The sequence below is a fragment of the Achromobacter sp. genome, from assembly GCF_032102605.1.
GTDB lineage: Bacteria > Pseudomonadota > Gammaproteobacteria > Burkholderiales > Burkholderiaceae_B > Achromobacter.
In genome coordinates this window covers 1-19,513 of record NZ_DAMDGT010000022.1, presented here as the reverse complement: position 1 = coordinate 19,513, position 19,513 = coordinate 1, and the positions used below count along the sequence as shown (strand labels likewise).

At 64.3% G+C, this 19,513-nt stretch carries 20 protein-coding genes; 14 read left to right on the top strand and 6 right to left on the bottom strand.

All coding sequences use genetic code 11. The annotated features are described in order from the left end of the window. Window positions 1-18: 18 nt before the first annotated feature. Both RT614_RS27790 and RT614_RS27785 read right to left on the bottom strand, forming a co-directional pair. Window positions 19-1,089: a glycerol dehydrogenase gene (locus tag RT614_RS27790; RefSeq protein ID WP_313625663.1), complete on the bottom strand. Its 1,071-nt coding sequence runs from the start codon at window positions 1,087-1,089 to the stop codon at window positions 19-21. Between the two features lie 9 nt (window positions 1,090-1,098). Then, on the bottom strand, window positions 1,099-1,803 hold the full coding sequence (locus tag RT614_RS27785) for a GntR family transcriptional regulator (protein ID WP_313625661.1): 705 nt from the start codon (window positions 1,801-1,803) through the stop codon (window positions 1,099-1,101). A gap of 125 nt (window positions 1,804-1,928) precedes the next feature. On the opposite strand from RT614_RS27785, the gene RT614_RS27780 reads away from it, so the two are divergent. The 9 genes from RT614_RS27780 (at window position 1,929) to RT614_RS27740 (ending at window position 9,931) form a co-directional block, all read left to right on the top strand. Continuing rightward, window positions 1,929-2,786 carry a transketolase gene (locus RT614_RS27780; protein WP_313625659.1) on the top strand — a complete coding sequence of 286 codons (858 nt, stop codon included), beginning with the start codon at window positions 1,929-1,931 and terminating at the stop codon, window positions 2,784-2,786. After that, window positions 2,787-3,773 carry a transketolase C-terminal domain-containing protein gene (locus tag RT614_RS27775; RefSeq protein WP_313625658.1) on the top strand — a complete coding sequence of 329 codons (987 nt, stop codon included), beginning with the start codon at window positions 2,787-2,789 and terminating at the stop codon, window positions 3,771-3,773. Window positions 3,774-3,787: 14 nt separating this feature from the next. Then, window positions 3,788-4,591 carry a shikimate dehydrogenase gene (locus RT614_RS27770; RefSeq protein WP_313625656.1) on the top strand — a complete coding sequence of 268 codons (804 nt, stop codon included), beginning with the start codon at window positions 3,788-3,790 and terminating at the stop codon, window positions 4,589-4,591. Between the two features lie 36 nt (window positions 4,592-4,627). After that, window positions 4,628-6,226, top strand: coding sequence for a GMC family oxidoreductase N-terminal domain-containing protein (locus RT614_RS27765; RefSeq protein ID WP_313625655.1), 1,599 nt, complete (start codon window positions 4,628-4,630; stop codon window positions 6,224-6,226). Window positions 6,227-6,372: 146 nt separating this feature from the next. After that, window positions 6,373-7,083 carry a glutathione S-transferase gene (locus RT614_RS27760; RefSeq protein ID WP_313625653.1) on the top strand — a complete coding sequence of 237 codons (711 nt, stop codon included), beginning with the start codon at window positions 6,373-6,375 and terminating at the stop codon, window positions 7,081-7,083. Between the two features lie 159 nt (window positions 7,084-7,242). Beyond that, window positions 7,243-8,586: a methyl-accepting chemotaxis protein gene (locus RT614_RS27755; protein WP_313625651.1), complete on the top strand. Its 1,344-nt coding sequence runs from the start codon at window positions 7,243-7,245 to the stop codon at window positions 8,584-8,586. Between the two features lie 113 nt (window positions 8,587-8,699). Beyond that, a complete protein-coding gene (locus RT614_RS27750) occupies window positions 8,700-8,924 on the top strand; it encodes a DUF1653 domain-containing protein (protein ID WP_313625650.1) in 225 nt (74 codons plus the stop codon). A gap of 4 nt (window positions 8,925-8,928) precedes the next feature. Beyond that, complete coding sequence (locus RT614_RS27745) at window positions 8,929-9,540, top strand: PolC-type DNA polymerase III (protein ID WP_409558530.1); 612 nt, start codon at window positions 8,929-8,931, stop codon at window positions 9,538-9,540. Window positions 9,541-9,574: 34 nt separating this feature from the next. Further along, window positions 9,575-9,931 carry a nucleotide pyrophosphohydrolase gene (locus RT614_RS27740; RefSeq protein ID WP_313625648.1) on the top strand — a complete coding sequence of 119 codons (357 nt, stop codon included), beginning with the start codon at window positions 9,575-9,577 and terminating at the stop codon, window positions 9,929-9,931. Between the two features lie 36 nt (window positions 9,932-9,967). Here the strand turns inward: RT614_RS27740 and RT614_RS27735 are convergent, their stop codons facing one another. Further along, entirely contained in the window at window positions 9,968-10,258 is a 291-nt protein-coding gene (locus RT614_RS27735; RefSeq protein WP_313625647.1) for an antibiotic biosynthesis monooxygenase family protein, read from the bottom strand. A gap of 116 nt (window positions 10,259-10,374) precedes the next feature. On the opposite strand from RT614_RS27735, the gene RT614_RS27730 reads away from it, so the two are divergent. The 3 genes from RT614_RS27730 to RT614_RS27720 all read left to right on the top strand — a co-directional run bounded on the left by RT614_RS27730 (window position 10,375) and on the right by RT614_RS27720 (window position 12,374). After that, on the top strand, window positions 10,375-10,767 hold the full coding sequence (locus RT614_RS27730; RefSeq protein ID WP_313625646.1) for a hypothetical protein: 393 nt from the start codon (window positions 10,375-10,377) through the stop codon (window positions 10,765-10,767). A 195-nt stretch (window positions 10,768-10,962) separates the two neighbouring features. Beyond that, window positions 10,963-11,640 (top strand): hypothetical protein, encoded by a 678-nt coding sequence (locus RT614_RS27725; protein WP_313625644.1) that lies wholly within the window; start codon window positions 10,963-10,965, stop codon window positions 11,638-11,640. 44 nt (window positions 11,641-11,684) lie between these two features. After that, window positions 11,685-12,374, top strand: a complete 690-nt coding sequence (locus RT614_RS27720; protein ID WP_313625643.1) for a hypothetical protein — start codon at window positions 11,685-11,687, stop codon at window positions 12,372-12,374. A gap of 17 nt (window positions 12,375-12,391) precedes the next feature. Here the strand turns inward: RT614_RS27720 and RT614_RS27715 are convergent, their stop codons facing one another. Continuing rightward, window positions 12,392-14,842, bottom strand: coding sequence for a DUF3772 domain-containing protein (locus tag RT614_RS27715; protein ID WP_409558529.1), 2,451 nt, complete (start codon window positions 14,840-14,842; stop codon window positions 12,392-12,394). 187 nt (window positions 14,843-15,029) lie between these two features. Further along, complete coding sequence (locus tag RT614_RS27710) at window positions 15,030-15,956, bottom strand: LysR family transcriptional regulator (protein WP_313625641.1); 927 nt, start codon at window positions 15,954-15,956, stop codon at window positions 15,030-15,032. A 241-nt stretch (window positions 15,957-16,197) separates the two neighbouring features. Between RT614_RS27710 and RT614_RS27705 the strand changes: the two genes are divergently transcribed. Further along, complete coding sequence (locus tag RT614_RS27705; RefSeq protein ID WP_313625640.1) at window positions 16,198-17,715, top strand: acetyl-CoA hydrolase/transferase family protein; 1,518 nt, start codon at window positions 16,198-16,200, stop codon at window positions 17,713-17,715. Window positions 17,716-17,862: 147 nt separating this feature from the next. Here RT614_RS27705 and RT614_RS27700 read toward each other — a convergent pair whose 3' ends face one another. Beyond that, window positions 17,863-18,777 carry a LysR substrate-binding domain-containing protein gene (locus RT614_RS27700; protein WP_313625639.1) on the bottom strand — a complete coding sequence of 305 codons (915 nt, stop codon included), beginning with the start codon at window positions 18,775-18,777 and terminating at the stop codon, window positions 17,863-17,865. Window positions 18,778-18,901: 124 nt separating this feature from the next. Between RT614_RS27700 and RT614_RS27695 the strand changes: the two genes are divergently transcribed. Continuing rightward, the gene (locus RT614_RS27695) at window positions 18,902-19,204 is read left to right on the top strand and encodes a hypothetical protein (RefSeq protein WP_313625637.1); all 303 of its coding nucleotides are present in this window, start codon (window positions 18,902-18,904) and stop codon (window positions 19,202-19,204) included. Window positions 19,205-19,513: the final 309 nt, after the last annotated feature.

The following is a 19,513-nucleotide window of genomic DNA, read 5'->3' as shown; positions in this document are numbered from 1 at the left end:
ATGCCGGCCCCGCGTCATTCAGGCGTGGCGCCGCAAGGCGTCAGCCAGCTCCGTAACGTTCAGATTGCGGTCGAAATTGGCGGCATGGCGCGCCTTCAGGCTCAGGTCGGCCGCCAAAGAAAGTTCGGCGTCAGTGGGCGCTGCGGTCGCGCCAAGCTCCCGCAAGGTGGTGGGCAAGCCCACCTGGGCGTACCACTGTGTCAGGTCGGCCAGCATGCTGTCGTTTCGATTTTCCAGGTCCAGTTGCACCAAGAGGCCCACGGCAACCTGCAGGCCGTGCAGGGCCGTGGCGACGCCGTTGATCTTGGGGAGCCCGCGGGTCAGCGCGTGGGCAATGGACAGGCCGCCACTTTCGAAACCGAGACCGCTCATGAGGATCATCGCTTCCACCACGCGTTCGAAAGCGGGAGTGGGCTGGCCGGTTCCGGCCACCGCCACGGCGTCGGCGCCGTCGGCCAGCAGCGTGCGCAGGCAACCGTCTGCGATGAGCTGCGCGGTCAGCAGCGGCGCCGCGTCGTACATGTTCCTGCCGCCATTGCGCCGGCATTGCTCGGCTTCGAACTTCTTGGAAACGGCGTCACCCAACCCGGCGCGGAAGAAATGCACCGGCGCCGTCGCGATGATGGCGGTGTCGACCAGCACGATCGTGGGATTGAACAGCATGTGCTCGACGGCCAGGAGATTGTGATGCGCGTCGTAAAGGACGTAATTCTTGCTGGTGGGAGCGTCGTTGGACGCCACCGTGGGCACCGTGATCAGGTGGCAGTGAGACGACTTCGCCACGGCCTTGCCGGCATCCAGGGATTTGCCGCCGCCGACCGCGACGACCATGTCGATGCCCGCGGGCGCGGCTTGCGCGCGCAGATCTTCAATGACGTCCGGCGTCAGATCGCCTTCGACGATCAGCGGGAAAAGCGTCACGCCGCGCGCAGCGCACAGGCTTTCGATTCTTGGTCCCAGCACGCCATGGACATAGCTGTCGATGACGAGGGCGGCGCGGCGGCCAAAGAGCGCCGCGTATTCGCCCAGGGCATCCAGGGCTCCCGCCCCTTGGATATAGCGGCTGGGGGATCCAAAAATCTGCAGCATGGCGTCTTCCTATTTGCGGGCCCCGGGAGGGCGGTAGTCGAGTTCTTTCTCGCGTTCGACCAGCCAGTCGATCATGATTTTTCCGCCCCACACCAAATCGGCCTGGATGGCCTTGCGCGCGGCTTCGGAATCGCGCGCTTCAAGGGCTTCAAGGACGGCTTCGTGGCGGTGTTCGTCCTGCGAATAGTCCAGCCCGGCCGTCTTGACGTGGAACACCTTGAGGATGGGGCCCGTGATCACCCAGAACGACTCAACGGTATTGCGCAGGATCGGCTTGTTGCTGGCTTCCAGGATGGCGAAGTGGAATTTCCGGTTCAGGTAGCTGGCGCGCTTGGGGTCGGTGGACGTGCACGAGATGAAATCCCGCTGCAGGGCAATCAGGTTGTCCAGTTGCTTGCGCGTGATGTGCTGGGCGGCCTCGGCCGCGCCCATGCCTTCCAGGTGGAAACGGATCTGCTGGATTTCGCGCAGTTTTTCGGAATTGACGTACGGCACGTAGACCGCCGTGGCCGCCTGCATTTCCAGGCCTTGCTCGCTGATGAGACGGAAGATGGCCTCGCGCACGGGCGTGATGCTGACACCCATTTCCTGGGCCAGTTCACCAATGATCAAGCGTTCGCCGGGTTCGTACTGACCGTTGATCAGCGCATTGCGGATTTCGTTGTAGACCCTGACGGAAAGGTTCTCTTTTTTTACCGGTTTAAGGCTGGGCATGACGTGTCTGGCTTGCTGTATGGAAGAGGCGGGGTGAATCCAGGCTGGATTCTAGCCCGGCGTAGCCAATTCGAGCGCGATGGGTATATTATATATCATATATCCATACGACAGGAGGAGGCGCGATGCGCAAGGATCAGGAGGCCCCTACCGCGGGGGAAATCGCTTTGCTGCGGGAAAAGGCTCGCCACATCAGGCTGGAGACCATCCGCCTGATCGAAATCGCCAAGGTCGGGCACTATAGTTCCGTGTTTTCATGCGCGGAGATCTTCGCCGCGCTCTACTACGACGTGATGCGGCTGAAGGCCGGCGAACCGCATTGGCCCGACCGCGACCGCTTTCTCATGGGCAAGGGCCACGCCGCCGTGGGATTGTTTCCCGTCCTGGCGGACCACGGATTCATCGATCGCGAACTGCTGGACGGCTATACGCGGCTGGGCAGCCCGCTGGGCGACCATCCCGACATGAGCAAGGTCCCGGGTGTCGACTTCAGTTCCGGCTCCATCGGCCATGCGCTGTCGAACGGCGCAGGCATGGCGGTGGGTGGCCGCATGAAGGGACGTGATTTCAACGTGTTCGTCATGCTGGGCGACGGTGAAATGCAGGAAGGGCAAGTGTGGGAGGCGGCGCTCTTCGCGGCGCATAACCGTCTGTCGCGCCTTATCGCCATCATCGACCGCAACGGCTACCAGCTCGATGGCAAGGTCGACGACGTCATGGGCGTGGAATCGCTGAAGGATAAGTGGCAGGCCTTCGGGTGGGAGGTGCACGAGGTCGATGGCCACAACCTGGCCGAGCTGACTGCCTTGTTGCGCCGCCTGCGCGCCGACGACGCGCGGGCCCGGCCGGCGTGCGTGATCGCCAAGACGATAAAGGGCAAGGGCGTGTCCTACATGGAAACAGAACCCGGGTGGCACCTGGGTTATCTGGCGCCGCAGGATGCGCAAAGCGCTGTCGACGAAATCCTTTCCCGCGAGATCTGAATGGCACAGGCACAAGTACTTTCCCCCGACTCCTGGCAATACCGCGCGCTCAATGCGGTCAATCCCGGCCTGTCCTATCTTTCCGACGCGCTGATCGACCTGGCGAAGGCCGGACATCCGGTCGTCGCGGGCTCGGCGGATCTGCAGTATTCAAACGGCCTGAACCGCTTCGCGCAGGCCTACCCCGACCGTTATGTCCAGTTCGGCATTTCCGAACAGAACATGGTGTCCGCGGCGGCGGGCCTGGCGACCACGGGCATGATGCCGTTCGTGGCGACCTTCGCTTCCTTTCTGGGCCTGTTGTGCTGCGAACAAATCCGCATGGACGTCGCCTACACCCGGCTGCCGGTCCGCATGATCGGGCACCACACCGGCATCAGCCTGGGCTTCTACGGCACCTCGCACCATGCCACCGAAGACATTTCGACGATGCGGGCGCTGGCCGGGCTGACCGTCGTGTCGCCGGCCGACGGCCCGCAACTGGCCTCGGCGATCAAGGCATCGGTGAATTGGCCCGAACCCATCTACTTTCGGATTGGCCGCGGCCGCGACCCGCAGGTCTACGAAGACGGCGTCCCCTTCGAATTTGGGCGCGCCATCGTGCATGGCGAAGGCTCTGACCTGACCATCATTGCCTGCGGCATTACGCTGCATGGCGCGCTGGCTGCCGCCGAACAACTGCGCCAGGAAGGACTGTCGGTCGGCGTGATCGACATGCCCACGATCAAACCCCTGGATAACGACGCTGTCCTGAAAGCCGCAGGCCAGTCGCGCCAGCTCATGACTGTGGAGGAGCACAACGTCATGGGAGGCCTGGGTTCGGCAGTGGCCGAAGTGTTGGCCGACGCGGGCGCCGGCACGCGCCTGCGCCGCCATGGCATCTATGACGAATACAGCCTGATCGCGCCGCCCACCACCCTGTACGCTCACTACAAGCTGGACGCCGCAGGCATCGCCAGCGTCGCGCGCGAATTCATCAAGACCTGACACCGGAGAATCCCATGAAGGAAATCAGCGGCAACACGCGCCTGTTCGGCATCCTGGCCGACCCTATCCACCACGTGAAGACGCCTCAGCGCATGAACGAGCACTTCGCCAAGATCGGATTCGACGGCGTGTGCGTGCCATTCCATGCCCGGCCTGAAAACCTGGCTACCGTGGTCGAAGGCCTGCGCCGCCTGGAAAACCTGGGCGGCGTCATCGTGACCGTGCCGCACAAGACCGCCATCCTGGAACTGGCCGACGAGGCCACGCCGGTCGCGCGCAAGATCGGCGCGGCCAATGTGCTGCGTCGCGAGGCCGACGGACGCCTGGTGGCTCACATGCTGGACGGCGAAGGCTTCGTGCGCGGCTTGCAGAGCTGCGGCGTGTCGCCCGAGGGCAAAAGCGCGTACCTGGCCGGGGCGGGCGGCGCGGCGAACGCCATCGGCTTTGCGCTGGTGCAGGCGGGCGTGGCGCGCCTGACTATCGCCAACCGTACTCCGGCCAAGGCCGAGGACCTCAAGGCCCGCATCCTGTCGCTATATCCGGCGGCGCAGATTTCGGTGGGCGACTCGGATCCGTCCGGCCACGACCTGGTCGTCAATGGCACGTCGCTCGGCATGAAAGAAGGTGACCCGCTGCCGTTGGACGCCAGCCGCCTGACACCGGATCAGCTCGTGTGCGAAGTCATCATGCAGCCGAAGGACACCGCGCTGCTGCTCGCTGCGCAGGCGCGCGGGTGCAAGGTGCACTATGGCGCACCCATGCTGGCCTGCCAGATCGAGCTGATGGTGGAAATGCTGGGCGTGGCGCCCGCCAACTGAGGCCATGCAGCCAGATTCGGGATTTGGTGGATAAAGATGGGCGACTACGATTTCATCATTGCGGGCGGTGGCACGGCCGGCTGCATTCTGGCCAACCGCCTTACTGCGGACGGCAAGTATCGGGTGCTGCTGCTTGAGGCCGGACAGGAAGCCAGCAGCATGTGGATCCCGATCCCCGCAGGCTTCTCGAAGCTGCTGGTGGACCCCAATTACAACTGGCGTTTCGCGACCGAGCCGGAAGACAACGTCTACGGCCGGACCATCGCAGTGCCTCGCGGCAAGGGCCTGGGCGGATCGACGCTGATCAACGGCATGATCTACGTTCGCGGCCAGCCGCAGGACTACGACGGATGGGTCGCCGCTGGCGCGGCCGGGTGGGGCAGCGCCGTGGCCGAACGTGTTTTCCGCAAGCTGGAAAACTACGCGCCGGGCGGAGACGGACGGGGCAAAAGCGGTCCGATGTTCCTGGAAGAAGTCGCCGAGCGCTTCCCGGTGTCGGATGCCTTCCTGGAGGCCGCGCGTGAAGACGGCCAACCGTTCAATCCGGACTACAACAGCGGCAACCAGGAAGGGGTGGGCTACTACCAGGTGCTGCAGCATCGCGGCCGGCGCTGGAGCGTGGTGGACGGCTACATGAAGCCGGCCGCCGGCCGCAGCAACCTCAGCGTGGAGTGCGGCGCCCATGTGACGCGCCTGGTGTTCGAAGGCAAGCGCTGCGTGGGCGTGGTCTACCGCAAGAACGGACAGGAACACACCGTGCGCGCACGCCGCGAAACGCTGTTGTGCATGGGGGCGGTGCAGTCGCCGCAACTGCTGGAGCTCTCGGGCGTCGGCAACCCTGCTTTGCTGAAGTCCCACGGCATCGACGTGGTGCTCGCGCAACCGCAGGTGGGCGAGAACTACATCGACCACTTCGCCACGCGCATGAACTGGCGCGTCAAGGGCACGGTCACGTTGAATGAGATGTCGCGTGGATGGCGGCTGGCGCAACAGGTGGCGCGCTATTACCTGAGCCACAAGGGGATTTTGACGTTGGGCACGGGGCTGGTGCACGGCTTCGTGAAAAGCGAACCGGACCTGCCCGCGCCCGACGTGCAGTTTTTCTTCGTCCACGCCAGTTATGCCAACGCGGCGGAGCGCATCCTGGACCGGCATCCGGGCATGACTATCGGCGTGGCGCAGTTGCGCCCGGAATCGGTCGGCTCCATCCACATCAAATCCGCGGACCCGACGGCTGGTCCCTCCATCCGCCCGAATTTCCTTTCCGCCCAGGTGGATCGCGACAGCCTGGTGGGCGGCATGCAGGTGGCGCGCCGCATCGTGGGCCAGCCCGCCATGCAGCGCTTCGTGGAATCCGAGGTCAGTCCTGGCGCCGCCGTCGACAGCTATGACGAATGGCTGGATTTCGCGCGGCGCAACGGACAGACCATCTATCACCCAATAGGCACCTGCCGCATGGGATCGGACGCCGCAGCGGTCACGGACGTGCGGCTGCGCGTGAACGGGTTGTCGGGACTGCGGGTGGTGGACGCGTCCGTCATGCCGAAAATGGTGTCAGGCAACACGCAGGCCGCGGTCATGATGGTCGCCGAGCGCGGCGCTGAAATCATCCTGGAAGACGCCGCGCAGGCGTAGGTTTCCTGGCTGCCGGCTCCAGCGCGCGGGATTCAAATCCGCGCGCTTTTTTTATTCCTGAAGGACGACCCGTTGGCATGCGCCTTGCTGGCGCGGGTCCCGGACGGCAGACTAGAGGTTCGGCTGTCCCACTGAAAGGAGACCGTATGACCTACGACCTTTGGTATTGGAATGGCATCCCCGGGCGCGGGGAATTCGTGCGTCTCGCCTTGGAGGCGGGCGGCATACCGTATCGCGAAAGAGCTCGCGACCCGGGCACCGACGAGGGCGCCCTGATTGAAGACATGCAGGCCCCACGCAAACATCCGCCTTTCGCGCCGCCGTATCTGGTCGCGGGAAAGATGACGCTGGGACAAACCGCCAACATCCTGCTCTTCCTGGGCGAAAAGCACGGCCTGGCGCCCGATACGCTGGAAGGGCGGCTGTGGGTGAACCAGTTGCAGCTCACCATTGCGGACATGGTGGCCGAAGCTCACGACACCCATCACCCCATTTCCGCCAGCGACTACTACGAAGACCAGAAGGAAGAGGCCGCGCGCCGGGCCCGGGTCTTTCGCGAAGAGCGCATTCCGAAGTTCCTGGGCTATTTCGAACGGCTGCTGGAAGGACCGGACGCCTGGCTCGCGGGCGGCAAGAAGTGGACCTACGCCGACCTGTCGATGTTTCACCTGATCGATGGCCTGCTCTACGCGTTTCCCAAGCGCATGAGCACGGTCGCCGCGCACTACCCGAAGGTCTTTGCGCTGCACGCGCGCGTGACCGGGCTTCCCGAACTGCAGTCCTATTTTTCGAGCGGCAGGCGGCTGCCGTTTGGCGAGGGAATTTTCCGCCGATACCGTGAGTTGGATGCCGCCTGAACTGGGGTTTTCCCCGGTGTGGAATTACGCGACGATCGGAATTTTTTCCTGGACGTTATATCGCCATGCGAGGATTTCGTGATAATTTTTGGGATTAAATAGTTTCTATTTGATACACGTGGACCAGGCACGCCGGCAAACAAAACCCTGGAGGTCCCCATGCTTTGGCATACCCTTGGCCGATTCGTCCGCGGATACCGCTCGTTGCATCCGGCGGATTTGCACGGACAGATAGCGGCCATTCATCGCTCGCAGGCGGTCATCGAATTCGATCTGGACGGCCGAATCCTGATGGCCAACCAGAATTTCCTGGACACCATGGGCTATTCGCTCGACGAGGTCCTGGGCCAGCACCACAGGATGTTCGTCGATCCCGAAGAGCGCGGGGCGGCAGCCTACGCCGCTTTTTGGGACCGGTTGCGCACGGGCGCGCACGATGCCGGACGTTATCGGCGGATTCGCAAGAACGGCTCGGACGTTTGGCTTCAGGCGTCGTACAACCCGATCTTCGACAGGCACGGGCGGCTGGTCAAGGTGGTCAAGTATGCGACGGACATTACCTGTCAGCAGCAACGCCAGGCGGATTCGGAAGGCCAATTGGCGGCGATTTCCAAAGTCCAGGCCATCATCGAGTTTGAACTCGACGGCACCATCATCCGCGCCAATGACCTGTCCCTTAACGCGGTGGGTTACCGCGCCGACGAAGTGCTGGGACGGCATCACAGCATGTTCGTTACGCCGGACGAGGCCGGAAGCGCGGCGTACAAGGATTTCTGGCGCAGGCTGCGCAATGGCGAACACGATACGGGCCAATATCTGCGCGTGGGCAAGAACGGCCGCCAGGTGTGGATCGAAGCCAGCTACAACCCGATCCTGGATGCCCAGGGCAGGCCATTCAAGGTGGTGAAGTTCGCCACGGACATCATGCAGCGCTTTACCGCGGCACAGACCTTGCGAGCCGCCGTGCAAGGCCTGACCGAGAACGTCGAAAGGGCGCGGCAGGCAAACAGCCTGGCCAGGGACGCCAGCAGCATCGCGGAGACCGGCGGCGTGACGGTGCGGGAAGTGGTTTCCACAATGCAAGCCATCACGGAAAGTTCTCGCCGCATCTCCGAGATCATCGGCGTGATGGACCGCATTGCCTTCCAGACCAACATTCTGGCGCTCAACGCCGCGGTCGAGGCGGCGCGCGCGGGCGCGCATGGCAGGGGCTTTGCCGTGGTCGCAGCCGAAGTCCGCAGCCTCGCGCAGAACAGCGCGGCGGCCGCAAAAGAGATCAAGGTCCTCATTACCGCGTCGGTCGATCAGGTCGAGAGCGGTGCGGTCCAAGTCCAGTCCGCCGGCGACACGATGGAAGGCATCGTTGCGTCGTCGCGGAGGGTCACTGAAATCATGAGTCAGGTCGTGGAAGTGTCCCTGGCGCAATCGGCCAAGCTGGGCGGCGTCACGGAAGACATCACCCGGATGAGCGCGGACGCGACCGCGAGACTGCGGGCCGCATAGCGCGCGCAAGGCGCGTGTGCGGGGTGAAAGCGCGATTGCGCTATAAAGACGGCATTGCATAAACACCTGCCCGCGGCGGAATTTCCCGCCGCGGGCGCTTTGCTGTAACGCCGATGACCGAACCCGAAGCCCTCGCCCTAGCCACGCACCGCCATTACAAGGGCGGCCTGTACCGATACGTGGACACCGCCCGCCATTCCGAAACCGAAGAGTCCATGGTGGTGTATGAACACCTGTGGCCTCATGCGCGTGGACTGTGGGTGCGCCCGGCCGACCTGTTTTTTGGAAAGCTTGCCGACGGCTCGCCCCGCTTCGCAGCCTTGCATCCGGCGGAGTAGGACGGTGAGCTTCTTTTATCGCCGTCCGCGCGCCACCGGGGCGTCGCCCGCCCGACCGACGGCGCGTGCGCAGGCCGCCCTGTCCGAGGCGCTGCAGGCGTTGGGCGGCCCCTTCGTGGTCGCCGACCTGGAAACCACCGGCCTGTCGACGGCAAGCTGCGAAATCCTGGAATTCGCGGCAGTACGGGTGGGGACGGGCGGCATGCTGGAAAGCGAGTACACGCAGGTGGTACGCACCTGCAGCCGCGTCCCCTCCTTTATTTCCCGGCTCACCGGCATCACGCAGGCAGAGGTCGACCGCGACGGCGTGCCGGTCACGCAAGCGTTTTCGTCCTTTCTGGCGTTCGTGGAAGACCTGCCGGTCTTTTTCCACAACGCGTCGTTCGACCGTCGCTTTTTAAGCGCGGCGGCGGATCAGACGGGGCTGCCCTTCCCGAACCCCACTCACTGCACCCTGGCGCTGGCGCGTCGCGCGTGGCCCGAACTGCCGTCGCACAAGCTGGATATTCTGGCGCGGCACGTGGGCGCATCGCAGCCCACTCACCGCGCCCTGGCCGACGTGCGCACCACGGTCGCCGTGGCGCTGGCGGCCAGCGCGCGACTGGCCGCAGCGTGACGGGCTGGTAAGGCCTTCCCGACAAGGAATTGGAATGTCCGACCTGCAAGATATTCGAACCGCCTTGCGCCGTTTCACGGCGGAACGCGACTGGCAGCAGTTCCATTCCCCCAAGAATCTGGCGATGGCGTTGGCGGGCGAAACCGGAGAACTGGTGTCGCTGTTCCAATGGCTGGGGGAGGAAGAGTCGCGCAATCTGCCGGCGGCCCGGCTGGCGGAAGCAGCGGATGAGATTGCGGACGTGCAGATGTATCTGGTGGCGTTGGCGGATCAGCTGGGCATCGATATTGCGCAGGCCGTCGCCGGGAAGATGGTCAAGAATGCCGCGAAGTATCCGGTCGATCGCTTTCGGGGCAGTGCGCGCAAGTACGACGATCCGCTAGAGGACTAGGCCGGTTCTTGCCGTGTGCTGAACCGGCCCCGGACATCAGATCACTTTTTGTTCGTGATGCACCTGCGGCGGTTCGACGAAGAAACCCGCAACGAGTTTGCGCCATTCCTGGAAATCGGTCGATTCCCGGAAATCCACCATGTGGTTCTCCACGGTTTCCCAATCGACGACCAGCGTGTAACGCTGCGGTTGTTCGATGCTGCGGTACAGTTCCATGCCATGGCATCCGCGGGCGCGCAGAAAAAGCGGCTTTGCCTGAGTAACGCCGGCTTCGAACAGCGCTTCCTGTCCTTCGCGGACATGGATGCTGGCAATCTCCTGAATCATGGCTGTGTCTCCAAATGAACGAGGGCGGGTGTGGCTGGGGTGTCGCTGAGAGGCGGGGAGTAGTATGGCCGAATTTTCCGTTTCCAGCGTGTCTGATGACTAACCGAGCCGCTTCCTTGACTCGCCTTGTTTACGTTCGCCTGCTTTGGTACGTGGGCGTTGGCGCCATCGCGCTGATGTCCCTCTTCCTGCACACGCAATTCGGCGTCGCCGTGCTGCTGTCGGCGATCGCCATCTACATACCGTTGTCACTGCTCAGCCTGCCGCTGCTGGCCTGGCTGACCTTCGGGCGCGGCGGGCCGGGGCGCGAGGGAGGTGCGCCGCCGGCCTGGCCCGCGTATCTGGCCGGCGTGGGCGGCATCGCGCTACTGGGCAGTTATCAGGTGGTGGCCAACCTGGACCTCGCCGAACTCGGATTCTTGCTGGTGCTCGTCGCGATGGACCTGTTGATCGCCCGCCGCGAAACCGGGCTGCTGCTGCGCATCGCACGGAAGCGGTCCAGCGCGTGATTCCGGCAGTGCGGCATCTGTAAAGTCGAGCCGCCCGACGCTCCGGCTTGCGCGCTACGGATTATGTGCGAGCCGCAAGTTCGCCGGCCATCCTAAAAGCCGAGAATGCGATTTGGCAATTTCATCGCCCGGCTTCATTCATCGGCCATAAGCATGGCGAGCGAGACGACGCGCCTACCGATTCAGGTTCGCGTAATGCGCCTGTCCATCGGCCACAAATACCCGGTCGTTCGTTTAACCGATACCGACCTGCCTAGGACGGCGCAATCATTCCGTACCAATACGAAAGTCCCAAGCTTCTGGCCCGAGGCGGGTGCAGTCCATGGGAAGTATGGGTCCGCGCCGGTCGGCGTCCGGCACCTGTGCATCCGTGCTTACGGATCAGGAGGAGCTCAAATGAAAAAGCTCGCAGCAGTTGCGGCATTGTCCTTGTTCGCCGTTACGGCATATGCGACCGGTCCAGGCCAGGTTGGCGGATCGGTCACGGTGCATGCCGGCGCCATCAACGGGACGGCGACATCCATTTCCACGGGCAGTTCGGTGGTGGCAACCCAGGTCAACGGCTACGGCTCTTCCAGCCAGACGTCGTTCGGCAGCACGGGCGGCATCGCGGAAGTGGGAGGAACGTTCAGCCGCGACGGAACGCAAGTCGTGACCAGCACGCGCCAATATGCCAATAGCGAATCCTACGGGCATGTTTCGGGCAATGCCCCGATCATGGTTGGCGACAGCATCGCCAATGGAGGCGCGTCGTTCGGCCAGACGGAAACCAGCGCGTCGGCAACCGGGACATTCCATACGGCGAATGTCGGCGCGTTCGGGTCGATACACGGCATTGGCCCGGTGGGCCACGTCGTCGGGTTCAATCGCTGACCCAATTATCCGGACGGCTTCGGCCGTCCGGGCGAGGGGACATCATGAAGACCATAGTTCTTGCCATCACCTTGTCGCTGACGGCGTTTTCGGCGGGGGCGCAGACCAGCACCTCCAGTTCCACCACCTCTGCGTCGTCCGGGGCAACCAACGCGGGCAACAACCAGGGCATCACACTGAATTCCAGCACCAGCGGGAGCAGCACGTTGCACAGCGCGCCGCCGGTGGGCGGGCAGAGTTTCTACGGCTCGTTTTCCTCCGACAGCTGCATGGTGTCGGCGGGCGGCGGCGGCTCGGTGGTGGGCTTCGGCATGAACGTCGCGATCCCGATCGAGGACCAGAAGTGCAGCCTGCGACGCAACTTCGAGCGCACGATGCAGGCGGCGGCGTCAACCAAGGACGCGGATCGGTCGCGCCGTCTGGAAACGGCGGCCATCGACATTCTGTGCCAGACCGACGACCGCACCAAGGCGGCGCTGGTGGCGCAAGGGCTATGCACCAATCCCGCATTGACGACGGCGGATCATCGGTTCGACACGGGGGCAGTGGCCCAGGTCGCGCCGCCGGCTCCAGTCCAGACCGCACGCACCGCGCCCGCGCAGCTCCGGCCCCAGGCGCCGGCCGCGCAAGGTTATCCGGTGCTGTCGGCCCGCAGCGCCGCGCTTTCCGCGCCACCTCTGCGAAACCCGCGCTTCGAGCGCCAGCAGTTTGCCGACTTCCGTTCGCCCGGCTGAAACGCGCGGGCGGGGAGCTACGGCTGGGCAGGCGGCGGAATCGCGACAGGCGCTGCCTGCACGGCTTCCGGCGCCGACGCGAGCAGCATGGTCGGTGGAGACGACACCTCGAGCCCGGCCTCGTCCAGGCGCTTGAGCACAGTGAAGAGCAAGGCGCTGCGCACGCCGTACGCGGCTCGGGGCGAGGACACGTAGCCCTTTGCATTGAAGACCAGGTGTCCCGCGTCGATGCCGTCCAGGAAGACGTTGGGGGCGGGCGTCTCCAGTACGTCCTCGTGGTCGGCGAAGGCCTGCAGCATCAGGTCCCGCACCTGTTCGGCATCGGTCGACAAGGGCATGGGAAGCTTGATCTGCACCAGTCCAAGCGGGTTGGACCGGGTGACGTTGCGTACCGTCTTGGTCACGAATTCGGAGTTCGGCACGATCACCGTCGACCGGTCGCCCATCTGGATCTCGGTGGCGCGCACGTTGATGCGCAGGATGTCGCCTTCGACGCCGCCCAGCGACACCCAATCGCCCACCTTCACCGGACGCTCGGCCAGCAGGATCAAGCCCGACACGAAGTTCTGCACGACGGCCTGAAGGCCGAAACCGATACCCACCGACAGGGCGCTGGCGATCCACGCCACGCGTTCCAGGCCGATGCCCGCGGCGGACAGCGACAGCGCCACCGCGACCACGAATCCGCCATAGCCGAACAAAGTGGCCGCCGACAACTGCATGCCGGGGTCCAGCTCCGTGGTCGGCAGGTAGCGGTTGGAAAGCCAGCGCTTGAGCATCTTGACGCCCAGCAGGGACATGGCCAGCACCACCAACGCCTGCAGCACCGCGCCGGGGCGGATCTGCGCTTCGCCGATAGCCAGCCCCTTGCGCAACTGATCGAAGCGCTGCACCAGGTCCATCGGCGCCTCGCCGAAAGGCGCCAGCACCAGGATGATGGCAAGCAGCGCGATCGCGACGCGTCCCAATCCGGACAGCAGCACCGCGGCCTGGTCGCGCATGCTGGGGCCTTCTCCCTCGCCGTTGTCGCGGTGCGAGGTTCCGAGCAACGTGCTGAACCCGTCCTCGACCAGGGTGGACGCCAGGTAGGCGGACGCCAGGACGATCAATACCCAGAGCACCTGCTTGACCAGGAAGCTGCCGAAAGCCACATAGCCCGCGAGCAGGCTTGCAAGGCTCACGATCACCACGGTCCAGACGGCGGCCAGGAACAGCGAGACCCAAAGCGGTGTCGTGGCTTCGCTGTCCTGCATGAACTGCCGCCGCAGCCGGCGGCTGATGGCCAGGACGGCGCCCAGCATCGCCATGCTCAGCACCCCTACGATGCCGGTCAGCGTGATCGTGGTCGTGAGGCTGGCGTCAAGCAGCACCGGCAGCCGTTCGGCCAGCCAGATCATGACCACCAGCGCGCCCAACGTGCCGGGCAGCCAGCGCAACCGATTGGCGACGATGTCGCTGACCGGCGGCAGGCGCCAGGAAGGCCGGTTCGTGGAAAGCAGCGCGTAGCCCAGGCCGGACACGTAGCCGCCGAAACACACGGTCGCCACCAGGTTGGTCAGCAGGGAAGACGTGCTGTCCGACAACTGGGACTTCCAGTCCAGCCCGGCCTGGATCAGCAGCGCGATCACGCCGGGCGTGGCCACGGACAGGACCACGAGCGCTACTGCCAGGAACGATCGGCGCAAGCGGCCCGGCGGGACGCGGGTCGCCGTCAATTGCAGGATGTACCGGCCTACCCAGAAACGCAGTGCGATGGCCAGGGCTGCCGCCGCGGCCAATAGCAGCCATCCCCATTTGGGTGTCTGCCCCACCGCAGTGGTCAGGTCGTCGCGCAGGTTTTGCAGCCGTTCCAGGTCGCGCGGAAATTCCTGGCGGAATTCTGTCCAGAACTGGCCGGAGAGGAACGAATCGCGCCGTTCGCCCAGGCGCGCCTGGAATTGCTTGCGCCGCTGCGCCGATATCTGTTCCGCCGTCTGACCGGCGTCGACCGACAGCAACCTGGCCAATTTGATCTGCGCGTCCAGCGCGCGGCTGTTCTTGTCCAGCTGCGCCCGCTGCGCCGCTACGTCGGGCGCTTCCTTCGCGCCATCGGGCGGCGTGCCCAATTCGGTCAGCCGGGCCGCCACGCTGGTCAGTTGCGGGGCAAGCGCCTCGGCCGCGGCGTCGGCCTTGGACTGGATGTCCAGCGCCTCGCCCCGCTGCTTGAGCAGGATGCCGTCATCGGTTTCGTCGGCGACCCGCTTGCGGATGTCGTCGATCTGCTTGCGCGCGGCGGCCAGCACGGCCTCGGTGTCCACCGGCGCCGCGGGTGGCGCGGCGAAGGCGGGCAGGAAACAGAAAACCAGTAGCACTGCCGCCAGCAGCGCCGCCAGGTTGGGGGCGCGAACGCGGCGGGCGCGCGAAGGCAATGAGTGGGTGATCAAGGTGTGATGTTCCAGGGCGAATGGCTCGCGTCGAGGCGGCAGCATAACAAGCCGCCGCCCGATCCGTTGCAACAAAAACTGCCGCTGCGTCCCTGTATTTATGGCGCCGTTTTCCCGGTGCAGATGCATCCCCCACAGGCGATTAAACGGGGTCGGATTACTGGTTCGATGCTGGATGGGCCGCAGGGTGGGGCGCCTTCGCAATCCAAGTTTACGAGGCCAACGTTTGGATTCAACTCGGCGCAAGCCCGGAGCCGCGTGGCACACGGATGCGCGGCCGGCCCAACACGGCGTCGCACACATCCAGCCAGGCCCGTGCAGCGTAGGACAGGTATCCGGACCGCAACCATATATGGCCCACTTCCCACTGCATGCCGGATTTGGCCAGCTTTGCGGTACTGAGGCCCCGGGTCTTGATGCGTTGCATCAGCGGTTCCGGTAGCAGGGCCACGCCCAGTCCGGCGGACGCCATGGCCACCAGGAAGTCCCAATGCGCGCTTTGAGCGGCGATGCCGGGCTGGAATCCTGCGTCGGCGAACGCCTGGCGCAGACGCCGCGTGATGGCGAAATCGTCCGTAGGTATCAAGAGGCGCGCGTCGCGCAACGCGGCAAGGGGCAGGGATGTCTTTCCCGCCCAGGCCGCGTCGGGCGGCCCGATCACCCAGATGGGATAGCTGCCGAACGCCTGCGTGGCCAGCCCGCCGTCGGGTGCGACGGGCAGGATGGTGGCGCCTACTTCCAGTTCGCCGTTGGCGACCAGGTTCTCCACCGCCTGTCCCGTGCCTTCGCGCAGGGTCAGGTGGATGCCGGGATGCATTTCGCGGAACCGCTTCACTACGGGCGTGAACAGCAGATTGATCATGGGCGGGATACCGACTTCCAGGGCGCCGCGGCCCAGTTCGGCAGTCTCGCGCAACTCTTCGGAAAGCTGCCGCATGGTTTCAAGCACCTGCAGGCCGCGCTGATACATGACGCGGCCGGTGTCGGTCGGACGGGCGGTGTGGCCGTCGCGGATCAGCAGCGGGGTGCCTGCTTCCTCTTCAAGCTGCCGGATCATCTTGCTGACGGTGGACTGCGTGACGAACAGCGCCCGGGCCGCCTGGGTAAAGCTGGCGTGCCTGACGGTTTCCACGAAATAGCGCAATGCGCGGACGTCCATGTGTGGCCAACCCTTGGCGCATTGCGCCCGAAAATCCAAATGATGAAAAAAACGACTGGATCGAATGATTTTAAGTCATTACGAGATTTCGACCCGCCTTCCTATACTGCCCAAAAATCGTCCCGGAGCAGGCATTTGCCGGCAATGGGACCTCGGGAAACGCCGCGGCAGACGGTGTCCGGATTGATGGCGACTGCGCCTCGCCCGGCCGCAAGCGGCAGCCTTTGAATTTGGAGACACCATGCATCTCGACCGTATCCGCAACCCTGAACTGCACGCCAGGATCACGTCCGCCGAACAAGCGGCATTGCTGGTTCAGGACGGAATGACCGTCGGAATGAGCGGTTTCACGCGGGCCGGAGACTGTAAGTCCGTGCCACAGGCGCTGGCCGCCCGCGCTGAACGCGAACCGCTGTCCATCACGCTGATCACCGGCGCTTCGCTGGGCCACGATACCGACAAACTTCTGGCACAAGCCGGCGCCCTGGCGCGGCGCATGCCCTTCCAGGTCGACACCACCCTGCGGCGCAAGATCAATCAGGGCGAAATCGCATTCATCGACCAGCATCTGTCCGAAACGGTGGAGCAATTGCGCGCCGGCCATATCGGGCCGATCAACGTGGCCATCATCGAGGCCGCCGCCATCACCGAAACGGGCGCCATCGTCCCGACCATGTCGGTGGGCAACTCGGCCTCGTTTGCCCAACAGGCCGACAAGATCATCGTCGAACTCAATATGAGCGTGCCCGAGGCTATCGAAGGCCTGCACGACATCTACGTGCCGGGCGCGCGCCCGGCACGCCAGCCGATCGGCCTGATGTCGGCGGATCAGCGCATCGGCCAGCCGTTCATCGAGGTCGATCCCGCCAAGATCGCCGCCATTGTGATCACGCACGAGCCCGACAGCCCGTCCAATGCGCTCCCGCCGGATGCGGAGACCAACGCCATTGCCGGACATATCAACAGCTTCCTGCGCCACGAGGTGGATGCAGGCCGGCTGACCAATTCGCTCTTGCCGTTGCAGGCGGGCATAGGAACCATCGCAAATGCGGTGCTGCACGGTTTCGAATCCTCGGATTTTGAGAACCTGACGATGTACTCCGAGGTCTTGCAGGACAGCGCCATCGAGCTCCTGGACCAAGGCAAGCTGGCGTTCGCTTCGGCATCTTCCATCACGGTGTCCAAGCCCGTGTACGACAAGATCCTGGCCAACATGGACCACTACCGCCAGCGGATCGTGCTGCGTCCTCAGGAAATCAGCAACGCGCCCGAGATCGTTCGCCGGTTGGGCATCATCGCCATCAACACCGCCCTGGAATTCGATATCTACGGCAACGTGAACTCCACGCATGTGGGCGGCACGCACATGATGAACGGAATCGGCGGCTCGGGCGACTTCGCCCGCAATGCGCACCTTGCGATCTTCGTGACCAAATCCATGGCGAAGAACGGCGACATTTCCAGCGTCGTGCCCATGGTGTCCCACGTCGATCACACGGAACACGACGTCGACGTGCTGGTTACCGAATGCGGACTGGCCGACCTGCGCGGCCTGGCGCCGCGGGAACGCGCGCGGGCAATCATCCAGAACTGCGTGCATCCGTCGTATCGCGATGCCCTGCAAGACTATTTCGACCGCGCGTGCGAGCGTGGCGGCCAGACGCCTCATCTGCTTGAAGAGGCCTTTGCCTGGCATCAGCGTTTCAACGAGACGGATTCCATGCAACCTGCCGCGACGTCCGCGCGCAAGGCCGCATGATGCAGGCCTGAAGGATTACTGCCGCCGCCGCGGCGCCCGCCGGGCCAATCGAGCGAAGCGAAGCCCGGTCCGCAGATCATGTTTCTGCCGGGTGCCGCGCTTTGGTAAAGGTAAAGCCGCCACGTGCTGCTTTACCTTTTTTTTCGCCTATTTGTCCTCGGGCGTCACCAATTCCTGGCGGGACATTTCAAGTTCGTCTCGCAGCCATTGCTTGAATGCGGCCAGGGGGCCCCAGTCGCGCAAGCTGGGGCGATAGACGAGATGGTAGGTCTGCGCCTGTTCATAGTGCACGGTCACGGGCGACACCTGGACCAGTCGGCCGGCGCAAAGCGCATCTGCGGCCAGTAGTTGGCGCCCCAGGGTAATGCCCAGCCCTTGTTCGGCGGCCTGCAGCATCATGCCGGCATCGTTGAACGACGCGACCGGCGTTATTGGCGTGCGCAATCCGGCTGCGTTGAACCAGTGCTGCCAGAGTTCGCGTTCGCCCAACAAGGGTTGCCGCGCAAGCGTTTCCGGCGAGTGGTCGGGCAGGGCGGCGACGGTCTCGGGCGATGCAAGAACGATAAGCGGCAGCGGCATGTCAAAAAGAGGTTCCGACTCCACGCCGGCCCAGGGGCCGCGCCCGAACCGCAGCGCGGCATGGAAGCCATCGCGCAACAGATCCACGACCTGCTGGGACGTCTCGATCTCCAACGCCAGATCGGGATGCCGCGCACGCCAGCGTGACATGCGGGGCAGCAGCCACCGCTGCGCAAACGACGGCAACACCGACACCCGCAGCCGCTGCTCGCTGCCCGACGCCGCCGCGCTAGCGGCCAGCAACCCCTCGTCAAGCATCGCCATGGCGCCCTGAACGCTGCATAGCAGGGCGGCGCCTGCGGAATTGAGGACGATGCCGCGGCCGCTGCGCTCGAACAGCGGAAATCCCAACTGTTCTTCAAGCACCTTGATCTGTTGGCTGACCGCGCTGTGCGTCAGATGCAGTCGCTCAGCCGCCGCGCGCAGGTTTTGCAGTTCAGCGACGACGCGAAAGGCGGGGAGGGTATTGAGGGGGAGGCGCATGGCAAGGCGGGCGACGATGATGGATTGGTCATCGTAGCTTACCGAAACGGCCGAAACAAATCGATTTTCTTGAGCGTATTGGGCGAATACTCTTACCGGAACGGAATAGACCAAGGAGCCCGTCATGTCCGCTCAACCGTTCTCACCGCATTCCCCAGTAGTCTCCCCTCGCAATTCGCTGTTAAGCCCCCGGACCGGTCGGACCATCGCCGCCCTGGAAGCTGCGCAAGCGCCGGACGATAGTTTGCTCGCGCGGATCTGGCGTGCCTACTGCCGGCATCGCAATGCGGCACGGATGCGCAATCTGGCTGCGGAAATGGAGCCCCACATGCTTGACGACGTGGGGGCTCCACAATGGCTGGTGAACGAAATCACTGTCCAGCGCGATCTTGAGCGACTGCGCAACGTCGATTACATCCGGTGGTAGGCCATGCGCGCCGCCTGGAGCCAGCGCCCTTTATATATATAGATAGGGGGCGCTTCGGCCGTGCGCTGAAGGGGGCGAGCCTGCTACCTGGCCGCGGAGCGCAATCCGCGCCTTGAGAGGCGGGGCGCGGTGTTCTCTCTCTTGTATGGAGTTCTATATATAGGAGGGGGCGGAGCAGAGAGCGCCAATTGGAGAGGGGAGCGCCCGCCTTGTCGCCCCGGAGCGCCGCCGTGAACAACAAATATGCGACGCTGGCGTGACAAGCCAAAATTCTGTGCTATAGTCTCGCTCCTTCGCCGCTCAAGCAGT